Origin of the sequence: Vreelandella subglaciescola, from assembly GCF_900142895.1 — a bacterium.
In the GTDB taxonomy this organism is placed as follows: domain Bacteria; phylum Pseudomonadota; class Gammaproteobacteria; order Pseudomonadales; family Halomonadaceae; genus Vreelandella; species Vreelandella subglaciescola.
The window spans coordinates 2,085,109-2,101,802 of sequence record NZ_LT670847.1 but is presented as its reverse complement, the minus strand read 5'-3'; the positions used below and the strand labels follow the sequence as shown (position 1 = coordinate 2,101,802).

The window sequence follows — 16,694 nt, the reverse complement described above, 5'->3', positions numbered from 1 at the left end:
TGCTCGCCATCTTCTTTTCTGTCTCAGCCCGGTGAATAAGGCGGGTTTATGGCGTAAAGGACGTTGGGTGTCCCTTTTGGGTCATTGGGTTTATCCCCGCGCCGATGCCATTGTTGCGATTTCTAAAGTCATGGGAGATAACTTGGCTAAGGTATCTCGTCTACCGCGCGCCTCGATTCGGGTGATTCATAACCCAGTAGTCAGCGATCGGTTATTTATTAAGGCGCGCCTATCGCCTGGATCGATGTTTGAAGAAGTTGGTGCACCAATCGTTCTTGGAGTAGGACGCTTGTATAAAGGAAAAGGATTTCTAGATCTGATCGAGGCATTTGCCACGCTCCGCGCCCAGCGTAACGCTCGCCTGGTGATCCTTGGTGAAGGGCCGCAGCGTCCGGAGTTGGAGGCCTGCGTGCGCGATCTGGGCCTGGAGGATGATGTATGGCTCCCCGGTGCAGTGGATAATCCTTACGCTTGGATGGCGCGTGCGCAGTTATTCGTGTTGGCTTCTTATTTCGAAGGTTTACCGACCGTCCTGATTGAAGCTCTGGCCTGCTGTTGCCCGGTTGTATCTACGGACTGCCCGACTGGCCCGCGCGAAATCCTCGAAGATGGTCGCCACGGTGAGCTGGTGCCGATGCGCGATCCCGAAGCGCTGGCTGCTGCAATGGCGCGCACGTTGGATAACCCGCTGGATAGCGAAACCTTGAAGACGCGGGCCATGGATTTTCACGTTGATCGGATTGCCGATGAGTATCTGGATGCGCTTGGCTTCGGTGCTGACACGACGAGGAAGACCAGCGTCGAGACCCCTTGAGGCTGTTGGACGTTTTAAATTTCTTCTTCGAGTTGCAGCGGTCATGAATTTCTTTATTACAGGTTACCCGAAGGCCGGCACGACATCTTTGTATGGCTACCTCAACAGTCATCCGGGCGTATTCCTGCCTGCGCTTAAGGAGCCGCACTACTTCACCGAGGATTATCCCGGTGCGCGGGAGGTAACGACCGAGGATGATTATCTGGCGCTGTATCGGGATGCAGAGCCGGGCCAGCTTCGGGGCGATGCGTCGGCCTCGGTGATCCACTCGGAGGTGGCACTGGACCGCATCTTATCGGGTTATCCAGATGCGAAGTTCATCGTGCTGGTGCGTGAGCCGGTGGCGGCGGTTCGATCCTTTCATGGCGAGTTGCTGCACAACCTCAACGAGGACGAAGAGGTCTTCGAGCGCGCCTGGCGGTTGCAGTCGGACCGGGCAGAAGGTAGGCGGATCCCCGCTACCTGCCGGGAGCCGCGGTTTCTGCAGTACGAGCAGATCTTTCGCTACCGAGACCAGTTGCCGGCGTTCTTTGACAAGGTGCCGGCAGATCAGCGCCTGGTGCTGGTGTTCGAGGAGTTTTTTGCCGATCCGAGATCGGGTTACCGGCAGGTGCTGGGCTTCCTGGGACTGGAAGACGATGGCCGCGCCGAGTTCGGGGCGACGAATAGCGCGCGCCGTCACCGGTTTCGCTGGCTCGTGGAGACGCATCGGAAGCTGGTTGATGGCAACGGCCCGATGTATCGCGGACTGAAGGCCGTACTCTCGCGGCTGAGGATTCATCCGTCGGACATACTCACACGCTTCAATCGCAAGCCGGGGGGCAAGCCGGAGATCAGTGAAATCTTCGAGGCGGAGCTGCGTGAGCATTTTCGGCCGGACGTGGAAACCGCCGAGCGCCTGCTCGGACGGCGTATCGAACATTGGAGGCATTGATGGCCCGTATCGGCATCGTAATCTATTCCCTGGCGGGTGCAGGAGCGGAGCGGGTCTCCGTGAACCTGGCCCACGAGTTCGTCGCCGCGGGCCACGCGGTGGACTTCGTGCTGGCGCACGGCGAGGGCGAACTGATAGCCGAGGTGCCTACCGCGGCCGAGATGCAGGTGGCCCAGACGGTTGGTGCCCGCGGCTGGCGAGCCGCCATTCGCGATTACGTTCAAGAGCAATCGCCGGATGTACTGCTGGCGATGATGGAAGGGGCCGGCGTGCTCTCTATCCAGGCGGCCAAGGGTGCTGTCCCAGTGTACGTCGTCTCGCATATCCATTTCTCCCGGCACTGCCGGCACGCTCCGCGCTGGAAGGAGCGCTGGCTGATGCCGCTGGCGGCGCGTTGGTACCTGCCGCGCGCGGCAGGCGTGATCGGCGTGTCGCGCGGGGTCAGCGAGGACATCCGGCAGGTCGCCGGCGTGAGGCTGGAACGTGTACACACCATCTATAACCCGATTCTCACAAAGGATTTCTATCGGAAGGCGGCGGAGCCAGTGGATCATCCGTGGTTCGCGCCGCACCGGGGCTGGCTGACGGTGGTGACCGCTGGTCGTCTGACCGAACAGAAGGATCACGATACCCTCCTGCGTGCCATTGCTTACGTGAACAACCAACGCCCGGTACGGCTGATGGTACTGGGCCAGGGCGAACGGCTGGAGGAACTGCAAGCGCTTGCCGATGAGCTTGGCATCGGAGCGATGGTGAAGTTTGCCGGTTTCGACGCCAACCCGTACCGCTATATCGCCGCCTCGGACGTCTTTGCCCTTTCCTCTCGTTGGGAGGGTTTGCCGACCGTCCTGATTGAGGCGCTGGCGGGCGGTGCCAAGGTCGTGTCCGCGGATTGTCCGAGCGGGCCCAGAGAGGTTCTCGATGACGGCCGATTCGGTGAATTGGTCCCGGTAGGAGACAGCGAGGTGCTGGCCAAGGGAATCACGCGGGCGTATGAACGGGAGCCGACCCCGACGGAATTGGCGCATCACCTGAAACAGTTCGAATCGGCCTCGGTGGCGCGCCAGTACCTTGGTGCCATGGGTCTGAGTGAAAGGGAAGCGAAATGAGTGTTCTAAAGACCGATAATCGCTTGGCCGCCGGACTCCGAGGTGTCAAGCGACTGGCCGGTCGCTCGCTATATCTCCCCACGGAGGCCCCGCATTTCCAGGTGCAGGTCAACGGCGAGTGGTTCGTGTTCTGCGCCATTCACAAGAACGCATCAAGTTCCATCCGCGCACTCGTCGAGGCGGGATCATCAAGGGGACGCGGAGCTGACGAGTCGATCTTCCGCTTCCTGTTCCTGAACCATCTGGTGCGCAGTCGAAAAGAGGTCGACCGGGCCCGTCACGTCATGGTCTTCGTGCGCCCCCCGCTGGATCGGGTGGTTTCCTGCTTTCAGAACAAGTTCATTCAGCGCAAGGGCAATCGGACGATATTTGCCGACTTCAAGCAGGTTACGGGGGCGGACCCGGCACAGGCGACGTTCGAGCGTTTTGTCCACGATTATCTGCGCCTATGCTTCGGGGGGGGGTAAGGTGAACCGGCATCGTGATCGCCACATCTACACCCAGCAACAGCAACTGCTGCCCGTGGACTACGACGTGGTGGCCCGGGTGGATCAGTTCGACCAGGTGATGAACGAAGTCGGCCTGGTGCAGTTGTTACCCGGCCGTACGAATTCGACCTCGGGTGCGGTGGAAATACCGAAGGCGTGGAGCATGAGCGCCGAGGAACTGCATGAGCTCTACCGCGAAACGGGCCAGACACCCGACAAGGCCTCCCTTCTCAACCCAGCCCTAGTGGAGGAGATCAACCATCACTATCGGGCGGACATCCACGCATTCGGCCACCTGCTCGGCGAGGAGGAATCGTGAAGCTGCTTTTCGTCATTGGTGACATCTCCGCCTCCGGCGGCACCGAACGGGTAACAACGGAAATCGCCGCTACGCTGGACGAGGCGGGCCACGAGGTCTCCATCTTGAGTCTGTTCGGGCCGGCGGAGCCCTGGTTCGACATGCCGGAGGCGGTGCGGGTGAAGTCCGCCGGGTTGGAGCCGGCCGGCGGCAGCCTGCGCCGAGCGGCGGCCATCTCGCGTTGCCTGAAAAACGAATCCCGCGAGTCCGGTGCGCAGGCGATGGTGCTGGTAGACTCTATCCTGTTCGCCTTCTGTGTTCCCTGGGTGTGGAAGTCCCCGATAAAGACCGTCTGCTGGGAGCACTTCAACCTGACCACCAGCCACGGTACGCGCATGCGTGATCTGGCGCGTCTGGCGGCCTCCCGACTGAGTGCGCGGGTGGTGGTACTCACCGAACGGGATGCGATAGCTTGGCGGAAGAAATACCGTATCAGCAACCGGGTGCAGGCCATCTGGAATCCGATTCCTCGCTTTCCTGAGGCCGAGACAATCGGGTTGCAACAGGAGGGTGGGCCTAAGATCGCACTGGCCGTTGGCCGCCTGACGACAGAGAAGGGCTTTGATGTACTGCTGCGGGCGTGGCAGCACCTGGGTGACGCACAGAATGGCTGGGTGCTACGTATCGTTGGGGGCGGTGAAGAGAAGTCGGCGCTGAAGGCGCTGGCCACTGAGCTGGGCATCGACGAATCGGTGGTCTTCGTCGGCCAGGTCCGCGACATGGCCAGCGAGTATCGCGCCGCCTCACTGTATGTGATGAGCTCGCGCTGGGAGGGGCTGCCCATGACGCTGCTGGAGGCGCAGCACTTCGGTCTGCCCAGTGTGTCGACGGACTGCCCCACTGGCCCCCGCGAGGTGCTTTCCGGGGGTAGCGGTCGGCTGGTGCATCCGGAAGATCCGCAGGCATTGGCCGAAGGGCTGGCGGCACTGATGATGAACCCCGACGAGCGGACAGAGATGGCACGGGCAGCGCAGGAGAACGCCGAGCGGTATCGCCCTGAAGGCATACGGCGAGAATGGGAAGCAATCCTGAACGAGCTAATGATTAGCATTTAAAAATAAAACATCATCTACTGTGGTTAGCGATTCTATGGATAATAAAATATTTTGTATTGGGTTTCATAAAACAGGGACAACTAGTATAGCGCTAGCTTTGGAACAACTCGGCTATAAGGTTACTGGGCCAAACGGTATCCGCGATCCTGATATAGCATTTAATGCTTTGTCAATGTGTAAGCAATTGGTGAATGATTATGATGCATTCCAAGATAACCCATGGCCTCTTTTTTATCGAGAGATGGATGAAATGTTCCCCGGCAGCAAATTTATTCTCACGCTGAGAGATGAGCAGAGCTGGATGCGCAGTCAGCTCACCCATTTCGGTGCGAACGAGACCCCCATGCGTAGATGGATTTACGGAGTTGGGTGCCCTCTGGGGAATGAAGAGACTTACTTAGAAATTTACAGACAACACTATGATTCGGTAAGAAAGTATTTCTCCAATCGGCCGAATGATCTTCTCGAGATGGATTTGTCAAATGATGACGGATGGGAAGAATTATGTGAGTTTCTTGAGCATGATATACCCGATAGCGTGTTTCCTCATGTGAATAAAGCGGTTGATCGTGAGACCAAGTATCATCGTTATGTTGGGAAGTTAATGCGTCTTCTTATTAAGAAGAATACCACGTAAGGAAATCAATTTTTATGTGCCTTTGTAAATGAAGGTCCTACTGACGATTACCAGCCTGGGCGTCGGCGGTGCCGAGCGCCTGGTCACGGGCCTGGCAGATCATTTCGCTGCGGCAGGTCACGAAGTGGTGCTGGTCCGCTTTCACGGCGACGCTGAGTTGAGCCCGACCGATGTGCGCGTGCGCCTGGAGAATCTGCAGATGCGACGCAGCCTGCTAGGCGTGCTGGCGGCAATGGTGCGTTTCCGCCGGCTGGTGCGCTCCTTCCGACCGGACGTGGTGAATAGCCACCTGGTGCACGCCAATATCCTCACCCGGCTGCTGCGCCTGGTCACGCCCATGCCCCGGCTGATCTCCAGTGCGCACAACACCAACGAAGAAGGACGTGGGCGCATGCGGGCCTATCGGCTGACGGATCGGTTGGCGAATATCTCGACCAATGTCTCTGCCGAGGCGGTGGGGGCCTTCGAGCAACAGGGCGCGCTACGGCCGGGGCGTATGGTGGCCATCCACAATGGCATCGATACTGCGGCCTTCACCTTTGACCCTGCCGCCCGGGAGCGGGTGCGGACAGAGCTGAACCTGGATGAGGCCGCTCCCCTGCTGCTGGCGGTGGGGCGGCTGTGGGAGCCGAAGGATTACCCCAATCTGCTGCGCGCCTTTGCCGGGCTGGAAGGTGGCCCGGTGCCGCCCCAGCTGGCAATCGTCGGTGACGGGCCCTTGCGCGGGGAACTGGAGGCCATGGCCGGGTCGCTGGGGGTGGCCGACCGGGTGCATTTTCTCGGCGTGCGGCATGACGTGCCGGCGCTGATGGCCGCCAGTGATGTTTTCGTGCTCGCCTCCGCCTGGGAAGGCTTCGGCCTAGTGGTGGCCGAGGCCATGGCCTGCGGTCGTGTGGTGGTGGCTACCGACTGCGGGGGCGTGCGGGAGGTGGTCGGAGATGCGGGCTTCCTGGTGCCGCCGCGGAATGCCGAGGCGCTGGCAAAGGCGATGGGGCGCGCCCTGCGTCTGTCTGATGACGAACACGAACGCCTCGGAGTGGCCGCACGCGAGCGGGTATTGGCGCGCTTTTCGTTGGATGTCATGGCGGATCGTTACCTGGCCGTGTACCGGGATGATGACCTGAGCGATCAACAACAGTTGCAAGGAACTAAATGAAGATACTGGTAACCGGAGGGGCCGGATATATCGGCTCGCACGCCATCGTGGCGCTGCTGGAGGCAGGGCACGAGGTGGTGGTGCTGGACAACCTGGCCAACGGCTCACCCGAGGCGGTGACTCGAGCGGCGGCGCTCGGCGGAGGCAACGTGCCGTTTATCGAAGGCGATGTGCGTGACCGGGTGTTGTTGGATGAGCTGTTTGCCGAGCACGCCTGTGATGCGGTGATGCACTTCGCTGGCCTGAAGGCGGTGGGCGAAAGCGTCGAGCAGCCGCTGGCGTATTTCGAGAACAACGTGGGCGGGACCAACACCCTGTGCCAGGCGATGGCGGCGGCGGGAGTGTACCGGCTGGTCTTCAGCTCTTCGGCCACGGTGTACGGCGAGGGCCATCCACTGCCGTGGCATGAAGCGCTGCCGACGGGAACGCCGAGCAATCCCTATGGGCGTTCCAAACTGATGGTCGAGCAGGTGCTGGCGGACCTGGCGACATCTAATCCGCGCTGGCATATCGGCGTGCTGCGCTATTTTAATCCGGTGGGGGCCCATGAGAGCGGGCGCATCGGTGAATCGCCGCTGGGTACGCCCAATAACCTGGTGCCCTACCTTGCCCAGGTGGCGAGCGGACGGCGAGAATCGCTGACAGTGTTCGGCAACGATTACCCCACACCGGACGGCACCGGAGTGCGTGACTATCTGCACGTGGTGGATCTGGTGGGCGGCCACCTGGCGGCCATGGAAGCATTGAAAAAACGCGCGGGGATGAACGTGTGGAACCTGGGCACCGGGCGGGGCTTCTCGGTGCTGGAGATGGTGCGTGCCTTCGAGCAGGCAAGTGGACGCCAGGTGCCTTATCATTTTGCACCGCGCCGTGGAGGGGATGTGGCCCGTTGCTGGGCAGACCCAACCAAGGCCCGCGAGGAACTCGGCTGGCAGACCCAGCGAGATCTCGACGCCATGATGGCGGACGTCTGGCGCTGGCAGCAGGCCAACCCGCAAGGATACAGCTGATGTGCGGCATTACCGGCTTCTGGGGGCAAGAAACTCCCAGTGCTGCCACTGCCAGTAAGATGGCTGCACAGATTTTGCACCGCGGCCCGGATGATGAGGGCGTATGGTGTGAGGAGCAGGCCGGGCTTGCGCTGGCGCACCGTCGCTTGTCGATCCTGGATCTCTCCCCGGCAGGCCACCAACCCATGCATTCGGCCTGCGGGTGCTATGTGATTGCCTTCAATGGCGAGATCTACAACCACCTCGAACTGCGCACCCGCTTGGAACGCGCAGGCCAGGCCCCGGCTTGGCGTGGGCATTCGGATACCGAAACGCTGCTGGCGGCGTTCGCGGCTTGGGGAGTCGAGGCCTCCCTGCAGGCCGCAGTGGGGATGTTTGCCATCGCGCTGTGGAATCGCAAAGCCCGCACCCTGACGCTGGCGCGGGATCGCTTCGGCGAGAAGCCGCTTTACGTTGGCTTTGCTCAAGGCTGTGGTATCGCTCAAGGTCAGCGCGGTGATGAACGTGAACCGGTAATGGGGCGTGGGCCGCTGCTGTTCGGCTCCGAGCTCAAGGCGCTAATGGCCCACCCCGAATGGCAGGGCACCTTGGCTACGGAAGCGTTGGAAGGTTACCTGCGCTTCGGCTGTGTGGGGGGCGAGGCGAGTATCTTCCAGGGCGTCGCCAAGCTGCCGCCGGGTTCTATGCTGACGCTTTCTGTAGCCGATGTGCAGGCTGGCCGGCTGCCGGCGCCGGTGCAATGGTGGTCGGCAGAAGCCGCCGCGCGTGCCGCCATGGCTGATGAACCGCTCTCCGACCCCCTGGCGGCGGTCAGCGAAGTGGAACGTGCGCTGTCGCATTCGGTAAAGGAACAGATGCTGGCCGATGTGCCATTGGGCGCCTTCCTTTCCGGCGGAATCGATAGCTCGCTGATCGTAGCGCTGATGCAGCAGCAGGCCGAGCGGCCGGTGCGCACCTTCTCGGTGGGCTTCGACGATGCCCGCTACGATGAATCGCAGCATGCCGCAGCGGTGGCAGCTCATCTGGGCACCGAACATATGACGCTGCAGGCTACCTCAGCCATGGCGCTCGACCTGGTACCGCAGTTGCCCGAATTATATGACGAGCCCTTTGCCGATTCCTCCCAGCTGCCCACCGCGCTGGTATCAAAGCTGACCCGCGAACACGTCAGCGTGGCGCTCTCCGGTGATGCCGGCGACGAGCTGTTCGGCGGCTACAACCGCCACCTCTGGGTGCCGCGTATCTGGCACAAGCTCAAGCGCCTGCCGCTGCCGGCGCGGCGTGCGCTGGCGCTATCGCTCAAGGCGATTCCCCCTCATGCGCTCGATCGCATGATGCAGCTGTGTGGCAAGGTATTGCCTAGCCGCCTGCGGATGCGCACCTTCGGCGAAAAGCTGCATAAGTTAGCCGCGGTGCTGGAAAGCTCGAGTGAGCGAGCGCTGTTCGCCGGGGTTGCCTCGATGAATCGCCAGCCAACCGCGCTGCTGAAAGGCTCAAGGCCAGGCGCGGCGCCGGAGGCACTGTTCCCGGCGCTGGCGCAGTTCAATAGCGTGGAGTGGATGCTGCTGATGGATACGCTGCACTTCATGGTGGACGACGTGCTGGTCAAGGTCGACCGCGCCAGCATGGCCAGCAGCCTGGAGGTACGCGTGCCGTTCCTTGACCCCGAGGTGTTCCACACCGCCTGGCGCATCCCTGCCGGCATCAAACTGCGTGACGGCCAGGGCAAGTGGGTGCTGCGCCAGCTGCTCTATCGCCATGTGCCCCGCGAGCTGATCGAGCGCCCCAAGATGGGCTTTGCCATACCGCTTGACGATTGGCTGCGCGGCCCGCTTAGGGAATGGGCGGAGGATCTGCTATCCTCCGCGAGCCTTGCCGAGCTGCCGATGCTGGACGCCCGACAGGTACGCCGGCTCTGGCAGGCCCACCTCAAGGGCCAGGGCCACCACGCCCAGCAGCTCTGGGCGGTGCTGCAGCTGCTCGCCTGGCAGCGGCGCTGGAAGCCGGGGCTGCCGTGACCTTTCTTTAGACTGAAGCGCCGCGCATGCGGCGCTTCTCATTTTAGCGTGCCTTATGTTGCCTTATTGGATGCTCTTCCTGATTCCCGCTTTAGGGGTACTCGCCCAGCGTCGCCTCGCGCCCTCTGCGCAAACCGCCGTCTGGTGGTTGGTGGGCGGGCTCTTTGCCCTGGCCATCGGCCTGCGCTTCGAGGTCGGGGGGGACTGGTTCGCCTATCTCGGCTATCTGTATCGTGCTGCAGGGATGTCTCTCATTGAAGTGCTGCTGCACGGCGATCCCGGCTACTACCTGCTCAACTGGGTCGTGGCCCAGCTCGGCGGCAACATCTACTGGGTTAACCTGGCCTGTGGCGCCATCCTGATGACGGGGGTAGTTGCCTTCGCTCGTCGCCAGCCCTTGCCCTGGCTGGCGCTGCTGGTGGCGGTGCCCTACCTGATTATCGTGGTGGGCATGGGCTATTCGCGCCAGGCGGTGGCGTTGGGCTTCGTGCTGCTGGGGCTGGTGGCGCTGGGCGACAGCCGACTGCGTGTGTTTGTGGTCTGGGTGATGATCGGTGCGGCCTTCCACAAGTCGGCGGTGCTGATATTGCCGGTGGCCGGCCTGGCGGCCAGCCACAATCGCTTACTCTCCCTGGCATGGATCGGTGCGGCCTCGCTGATCGGCGGCTACCTGTTCCTGTTCGATTCGGTCGATTCCCTCTGGGCCAACTATGTGGAAGCCGACTACCAGTCGCAGGGCGGGCTAATCCGGGTGCTGATGAATGCCATCCCGGCGGCGCTCTACCTGGGGCTGCACAAGTATCTGGCGCTGAAGGAGGGCGAGCGCCGGTTGTGGTGGTGGATGTCGCTGCTGGCCATCGTCTGTATTCCGCTGGTGGTGATTTCTTCCACGGCCACGGACCGCGTGGCGCTCTACCTGATCCCCATTCAAATCTTCGTCTTCGCGCGGCTGCACACCTTGGTGCAGGATTCCCTGTGGCGCGCCTATATCGTGCTGGGGGTGCTGGTCTATTACACCGCCGTGCTGGCGGTGTGGCTGTTTTTCGCCGCCCACTCCTTCGCCTGGCTGCCGTATCAGCTGGTGTGGTTGGTGTAGCGTTCTCGGAGTCGCTTATGCAAGAAAAAAACATCCCCGTCGTACTGGTCTCCAACACCTCCTGGTACCTCTACAACTTCCGCCGCGGCACCATCGCAGCGCTGCGCGAGGCCGGCTACCGGGTGGTGGCGCTGGCGCCGCAGGATGACTACTCCGCGCGGCTGGTAGAGGAGCTGGGCATCGAGCATATGCCGCTGCCCATGGAGGGCAAGAGTACCCGGCTGCTGGGCGAGGGTAAAAGCCTGCTGGCGCTGGCCGCCACGCTGCGCCGACTGAAGCCGGGGTTTGTGTTCAACTTCACGGTGAAGGCTAATATCTATTCGGGCCTGGCCTGCCGGGTGCTGAGCATTCCTTATGCCAACAACGTGTCGGGGCTGGGCACTGCCTTCCTGCACGACAGCTGGCTGTTTCGCCGGGTGCGCGGGCTATATGGCTTGGCTAACCGCGGGGCGCAGCGGGTGTTCTTCCAGAACCAGGAGGACCACGATCTGTTCCAGCACCACGGCCTGCTGCGCGACACCCCGACCACGGTGCTGCCGGGCTCGGGCATGAATACTGAGCGTTTTACCTACTCTACGCTGCCGCCGCCAGCGCCGTTCACCTTCGTGATGATCGCGCGGTTGCTGGGCGATAAGGGCGTGCGCGAATACGTGCAGGCCGCCGAGCAGGTGCGCGCCGTGCACCCTAATACCCATTTCCTGCTGATTGGCCCGCACGGGGCCAGCAACCGCACCGCCATTACCGAACGCGAGGTGACGCAGTGGCAGCAGGCTGGAGTGATCGACTACCTGGGCGAGCAGGGCGACGTGCGGCCGTTGATCGAGCAGGCGCACGTGCTGGTGCTGCCCTCCTATCGCGAGGGCATGCCGCGCACCGTGCTGGAGGCCGCCGCTATGGGCCGGCCGGCCATCGTTTCCGACGTGCCCGGGTGCCGTCATGCGGTGGCGGCCGGCAAGACCGGCTGGCTCTGCGAGGTAAAAAGCGTTGATTCGCTGGCGGCGCGCATGGACGACTGCATCACTATGCCGGCCGAGCAGCTACAGGCGGCGGGCACCGCGGCGCGGGTGCGCATCGAGGCCGAGTTTGACGAGCGGATTGTGATAGACGCCGCGCTGGGCTGTCTCAAAACCCGCTGATCGGGTGCCTTATATGTATGACCTATTGAAGACGCTGGCGGCCCAGCTGCTGATGCCGCTGCCCCTCCTGCTGGGCCTGCTGTGTGTGGGCCTGCTGCTGATTGGGGCGGGGCGGCGGCGCAGCGGCCTTGGCACTGCCGTGCTGGCACTGGTGCTGCTGTTGCTGGCCAGCACTGCGCCAGTGGCGGACCGCCTGCTGGCGCCGCTGGAGGCCGAGTATGCCGCAATGCCCCAGCTCACCAAAGAGGCGGATATTGAGGCGGTGGTTGTGCTGGGTGGGGGCTGGCAGCCGGATGCGCCAAGGTCGATCACCGGAAAACTGAGTGATAGCTCCGCTATCCGCCTGATGGAGGGCGTGCGGCTGTGGCGCCAGCGGCCCGAACTGCCGCTGGTGGTGACGGGGGCCAGCCGCCAGGCGGAGAGGCCCCCCGTGGCCCAGGGCTATGCTCAGGCCGCGGTTGCCTTGGGAGTGCCGGGTGAGCGGCTGGTGGTGCTGGATACCCCGACGGATACCGGCCTGGAGGCCAGTGCAGTGCGCGAGGCGCTGGGCGAGGACGCAGCGCTGGTGCTGGTCACGTCGGCCTCGCATATGCCGCGGGCCATGGCGCATTTTCGGGCGGTGGGCCTTGCCCCGGTGGCGGCGCCCACCCACTATCTTGTCGCCGCTGACTCGCCGGGTGTCTTGTCCGACTGGGTGCCTTCTGCCCGCCACCTGCGCAAGACCGAGCGGGCGGTGTATGAGGCGATGGGTAAGCTGGCTTTGAATTTTGAATAATGCGCAATAAACGGGACGAAACAATGATGAAGATGGATGACGTGCGCCTGGGGGTAATCGGCCTGGGCTATGTGGGCCTGCCGCTGGCGGTGGAATTTGGCAAGGTGTTGCCCACGCTGGGTTTTGATATCAACGACAAGCGCATCGGTGAACTGCGCGACGGCGTGGATAATACCCTGGAAGTGGAGCCTGAGCTGCTGGCCGAGGCCCAGCAGCTGAGCTTTACCAGCGACGTCGAGGCGTTGCACGACTGCAACGTGTATATCGTGACCGTGCCCACGCCCATCGACGCCAGCCGCCGCCCGGATTTAACTCCATTGATCCGCGCCAGCGAAACGTTAGGCCAGGTGGTGAGCAAAGGCGATGTAGTGATCTATGAATCCACCGTCTATCCCGGTGCTACCGAAGAGGACTGCATCCCCGTGATCGAGCGGGTATCGCAGCTGGTCTACAATCAGGATTTTTTTGCCGGCTACAGCCCGGAGCGCATCAACCCGGGCGACAAGCAGCATCGAGTCACCAACATCAAAAAAGTCACTTCGGGCTCAACGCCTGAGGTGGCCGAGTTCGTCGACTCTCTCTACCGCCGGGTGATCACCGCTGGCACTCATATAGCCAGCTCCATCGCGGTGGCCGAGGCGGCCAAGGTGATAGAGAACACCCAGCGCGACGTGAACATTGCGCTGATCAACGAGCTGGCGGTGATCTTCAACCGCCTGGGGATCGACACCGAGGAGGTGCTGGAAGCGGCAGGCACCAAATGGAACTTCCTGCCGTTTCGCCCGGGGCTGGTGGGCGGTCACTGCATCGGCGTGGACCCCTACTACCTGACTCACAAGGCCCAGCAGGTGGGCTACCACCCCGAGATGATCCTCTCCGGCCGGCGTATCAACGACGGCATGGGCGCTTATGTGGTCAGTCAGCTGGTCAAGCAGATGATCAAGCGGCGTATCCACGTCGAGGGGGCCCGGGTGCTGGTGATGGGGCTGACCTTTAAGGAAAACTGCCCGGACCTGCGTAATACCCGGGTGGTGGATATCATCAGTGAGCTTGCCGACTACAACGTGGCGGTGGATGTATTCGACCCTCAGGTCAACCCGCGGGAAGCCGAGGCCGAATATGGCGTTCGTCCGGTAGCGCAGCCCGAAGCGGGTACCTACGATGCCACCATCCTTGCCGTAGCGCACCGCGAGTTCAGCGAGCTGGGCGTTGAAGGCATCCGCGCCTGGGGCAAGCCCGAGCATGTCCTCTTTGATCTGAAATACCTGCTGCCCAAGGAGGCGGTAGACCTCAGGCTGTGAGAGGAAAAAGGGTGAGACAACCTCTATTTCTGGAAATTGACGCAATGACTGTGACGCCTTTCTTGCCCTTGCTTGCCCTCTGCCTTTCGGCAGTCTCCATTCTGCTGTTGCGCCAGCCCGCCATCGGCTGGGGGCTGGCCGATGCGCCCGGCGGACGCAAGCAGCACCAGGGCACCGTTCCTCTGACCGGTGGCCTGGGGGTGTTTATCGGCTTTCTGCTGGTGCAGCCGCTGCAGCCGGCGGGGGTGGGCGAGCTGCTGCCGCTGTACGTGGGGGTGCTGGCGCTGGTGGTCTGCGGAGTGCTCGACGACGCCCGCGACATGCGCAGCACGCTGAAGCTCGGCGTGCAGCTGGCGGTGGCGGCGCTGATGGTGCTGTGGGGCCAGCGCACGCTGGAATACCTGGGAAGCTTTCCGCTGCTCGGCGCCGTGCACCTGGGCTGGCTGGCAGTACCGGTGACGATCGTCGCCGTGGCGGGGCTGATCAATGCCATCAACATGATGGATGGGGTGGACGGCCTGGCCGGCGGTAGCGCGCTGAGCGTGCTGGGCTGGCTGGCCTTCGTCGCGGCGCTGCAGAGCCAGCTGATGCTACTGGCGGTGATCGTGACCCTGGCTGCGGCATTGGTGGGCTTTTTGCTGTTCAATCTGCGCCATCCGTGGCGGCGCAAGGCGAGCGTGTTCATGGGCGACTCCGGCAGCATGGCGCTGGGCTTTGCCATCGCCTGGTTCGTGGTGGAATTGTCGCAGAGCCCGCGGGCGGTGCTCAGCCCCGTCGCCTACCTGTGGGTGGTGGCGCTGCCGGTGATGGATACCCTGAGCCTGATGGTGCGCCGCATCCTTAAGGGGCGCAGCCCGTTCTCGGCCGACCGCAACCACCTGCACCATATCTTCCTGCGCGCCGGCTTCACCGCCGGGCAGACCAGCATGATTCTGATGCTGCTGGTGGCGGCGCTGGGCGGCATCGGGGTGGTGCTCTCGCTAGTCGGGGTGCCAGACGTACTGCTGCTGGCGAGCCTGCTGGTGGTGTTCCTGATGCACGGGCTGTTTGTGACGCGCGCCTGGCACACCAGCAAGGCGCTGCGTCGGCTGCACAAGGCAACGCTGGACGGTGGCGCAGTGCGTGCCTCGTCGCAGATCGTACGCCTGCGAAGCCGCCCGCTGGTAGGCGGTGGCCGCCGCCAGGCGGCGCTGATCGGGCTCTACCTGATGGCCTTTAGTGTCGGGCTGAATACGCGGCTTGCCCTGGCGGGCGGTGCGTTGGTGGTGGCCGCCGCCGTGCTGGCCTATCCGCTGTTTTGGCGCGATGTGCTGCGGCTCAAGCTGTTCTGGCTGAGCCTGGGGCTGAGTCTTTACCTGCTGCTGCGCGGCGTGACAAGCGGAAACTTCGAGCCGCTGGACAACGCGCCGCTGTGGTGGGGGCTGCTGGCCATTAGCGGACTCGCCAGCCTGCCGCTAGCCTGGTGGCTGGCACAGTGCCGGCTGCACTGGAACTGGCTGGTGCTGACGGCAATGCTGGGCGGCGGCTTCACCTTCATGCTGGATGCCGACTGGAGTCTGTTGGAACGCGGTCGCTTCAGTATTCCCGGCGCGTGGGGAGAAGCGGCACACATCGGTTTTATGTCCAGCGTTGGCCTGGTGGTGATGCTGGCGGTGCTGTTGGCGGGCCTGCAGCGGCTGGGTGCCGGGTGGCGGCCGGCCGCGCAGGTAGTGCTGGCGGCAATGCTCACGATGCCCATCATGATCGTGCTGATGGGGACGGGCTATACCACGGCCTGGCTGGCCGCAGCGGCGGGTGGTGCGGTCTATGTGGTGGCGTCCACGGTGCTGGGGCGCCCCCAGGGGTATCGCCTGGGCCGGCTTGGCGTGGGGGCGCTGCTGGCGGTGTTGCTGCTGGGGGTGGTCAGCCACGATTGGCTGCTGCCCAATGCATCGCCGCTGGTGCAGCGCCTGGTGGAGCCCTTGCAGGCCATTGGGCTGGTGTTGAACGGCCAATTCGACCAGGCCCAGGCGCTGCATCCCGGCATCGTCGAGCGGGTAACGCTGTGGGACCAGGCGTGGGAGGCCTTCCAGGCACATTGGCTGCTGGGTAGCGGCCAGCTTGTGCCGCCCGCCGAGGCCGGCGCACTGACCGGGTATCGCGATTACGCCTCGCTGCTGGCCAGCGTGGCGACCGGGCTTGGGCTTATTGGGCTGCTCGGTTTCGCTGCGGTGGTAGTGGTCCCCCTGAAGGCGCTGGTCTGGGCAAGCCTGCACCGCCATTGGCACGCCATATGGGGGCTCGGCATCCTCAGCTGCGGCGTTACGGTGCTGGTGTTCTGCCTGCTCGCCATGCCGCTTTACTACCCCGGCGCCGTGGGGTTCATTGTGCTGCTCATCGCTGCCATCCAGATCGCCACCTTTCAGCGCGACTGGACACGCCAGCGCCAGTGATGGCATGCCATATCAACGGCAATAACAAAGTAACCCGGCAAAATGCCGGGTTACGCTGTTTCTGGGTCAGGGTTTTCGTCCCGTGCCCACGCTTCTCGCTACTATCATCGCGTAAACGACGCAGCGATCTCGTGGCCGCATCAGCAAACCCCGAGATGGCCGCGCTTCGTTTACACCCGCCCTTTGGGTGCTCGTGATCACACGATTCAGGCTCCGTGGCCAAACCGGTCGCGCGGCACTTGCACCCGTTTTGTGGGTGAAGCCGCCCTCCTACAAGGACGGAGTGCACAACACAGGTTTTCGTAGGAGGCCGGTTCACCGGGCGATGCAGGCCTTGGCCTGCCGGTTTTGTGCACCTCGCCCGCCACGGTGTCA

The 16,694-nt window shown here is 63.0% G+C and carries 15 protein-coding genes; all 15 read left to right on the top strand.

The features are described from left to right. The first annotated feature begins 31 nt into the window (after positions 1 to 31). Genes B5495_RS09820 through B5495_RS09750 form a run of 15 tightly spaced genes read left to right on the top strand, consistent with a single transcriptional unit; the run spans position 32 to position 16,319 of the window. Entirely contained in the window at positions 32 to 814 is a 783-nt protein-coding gene (locus B5495_RS09820) for a glycosyltransferase (protein ID WP_079553349.1), read from the top strand. A 43-nt stretch (positions 815 to 857) separates the two neighbouring features. Next, positions 858 to 1,748 (top strand): sulfotransferase family protein, encoded by an 891-nt coding sequence (locus tag B5495_RS09815; RefSeq protein ID WP_172824554.1) that lies wholly within the window; start codon positions 858 to 860, stop codon positions 1,746 to 1,748. Continuing rightward, positions 1,748 to 2,857: a glycosyltransferase gene (locus tag B5495_RS09810; protein WP_079553346.1), complete on the top strand. Its 1,110-nt coding sequence runs from the start codon at positions 1,748 to 1,750 to the stop codon at positions 2,855 to 2,857. The genes B5495_RS09815 and B5495_RS09810 overlap by 1 nt, the downstream gene beginning before the upstream one ends. Then, positions 2,854 to 3,324, top strand: coding sequence for a sulfotransferase family 2 domain-containing protein (locus B5495_RS09805; protein WP_079553344.1), 471 nt, complete (start codon positions 2,854 to 2,856; stop codon positions 3,322 to 3,324). Before B5495_RS09810 ends, B5495_RS09805 begins: the two co-directional genes overlap by 4 nt. Position 3,325: 1 nt before the next feature. Next, positions 3,326 to 3,664 carry a hypothetical protein gene (locus B5495_RS09800; RefSeq protein WP_079553342.1) on the top strand — a complete coding sequence of 113 codons (339 nt, stop codon included), beginning with the start codon at positions 3,326 to 3,328 and terminating at the stop codon, positions 3,662 to 3,664. Beyond that, on the top strand, positions 3,661 to 4,758 hold the full coding sequence (locus tag B5495_RS09795; RefSeq protein WP_079553341.1) for a glycosyltransferase family 4 protein: 1,098 nt from the start codon (positions 3,661 to 3,663) through the stop codon (positions 4,756 to 4,758). Before B5495_RS09800 ends, B5495_RS09795 begins: the two co-directional genes overlap by 4 nt. Positions 4,759 to 4,792: 34 nt before the next feature. Beyond that, positions 4,793 to 5,395 carry a sulfotransferase family protein gene (locus B5495_RS09790; RefSeq protein WP_172824553.1) on the top strand — a complete coding sequence of 201 codons (603 nt, stop codon included), beginning with the start codon at positions 4,793 to 4,795 and terminating at the stop codon, positions 5,393 to 5,395. Positions 5,396 to 5,423: 28 nt separating this feature from the next. Further along, the gene (locus B5495_RS09785; RefSeq protein ID WP_079553339.1) at positions 5,424 to 6,551 is read left to right on the top strand and encodes a glycosyltransferase; all 1,128 of its coding nucleotides are present in this window, start codon (positions 5,424 to 5,426) and stop codon (positions 6,549 to 6,551) included. After that, on the top strand, positions 6,548 to 7,561 hold the full coding sequence (galE, locus tag B5495_RS09780) for a UDP-glucose 4-epimerase GalE (RefSeq protein WP_172824552.1): 1,014 nt from the start codon (positions 6,548 to 6,550) through the stop codon (positions 7,559 to 7,561). The genes B5495_RS09785 and galE overlap by 4 nt, the downstream gene beginning before the upstream one ends. After that, positions 7,561 to 9,579, top strand: coding sequence for an asparagine synthetase B family protein (locus tag B5495_RS09775; RefSeq protein ID WP_079553337.1), 2,019 nt, complete (start codon positions 7,561 to 7,563; stop codon positions 9,577 to 9,579). The genes galE and B5495_RS09775 overlap by 1 nt, the downstream gene beginning before the upstream one ends. 55 nt (positions 9,580 to 9,634) lie before the next feature. After that, on the top strand, positions 9,635 to 10,675 hold the full coding sequence (locus B5495_RS09770; RefSeq protein ID WP_079553336.1) for an EpsG family protein: 1,041 nt from the start codon (positions 9,635 to 9,637) through the stop codon (positions 10,673 to 10,675). Positions 10,676 to 10,692: 17 nt separating this feature from the next. Next, positions 10,693 to 11,811, top strand: a complete 1,119-nt coding sequence (locus B5495_RS09765; protein ID WP_079553334.1) for a glycosyltransferase family 4 protein — start codon at positions 10,693 to 10,695, stop codon at positions 11,809 to 11,811. A 13-nt stretch (positions 11,812 to 11,824) separates the two neighbouring features. After that, positions 11,825 to 12,586, top strand: coding sequence for an ElyC/SanA/YdcF family protein (locus B5495_RS09760; protein WP_079553332.1), 762 nt, complete (start codon positions 11,825 to 11,827; stop codon positions 12,584 to 12,586). A gap of 23 nt (positions 12,587 to 12,609) precedes the next feature. Next, positions 12,610 to 13,887: a Vi polysaccharide biosynthesis UDP-N-acetylglucosamine C-6 dehydrogenase TviB gene (tviB, locus tag B5495_RS09755; protein ID WP_172824551.1), complete on the top strand. Its 1,278-nt coding sequence runs from the start codon at positions 12,610 to 12,612 to the stop codon at positions 13,885 to 13,887. A gap of 11 nt (positions 13,888 to 13,898) precedes the next feature. Further along, positions 13,899 to 16,319 (top strand): MraY family glycosyltransferase, encoded by a 2,421-nt coding sequence (locus B5495_RS09750; protein ID WP_154045258.1) that lies wholly within the window; start codon positions 13,899 to 13,901, stop codon positions 16,317 to 16,319. The last annotated feature ends 375 nt before the right edge of the window (positions 16,320 to 16,694 follow it).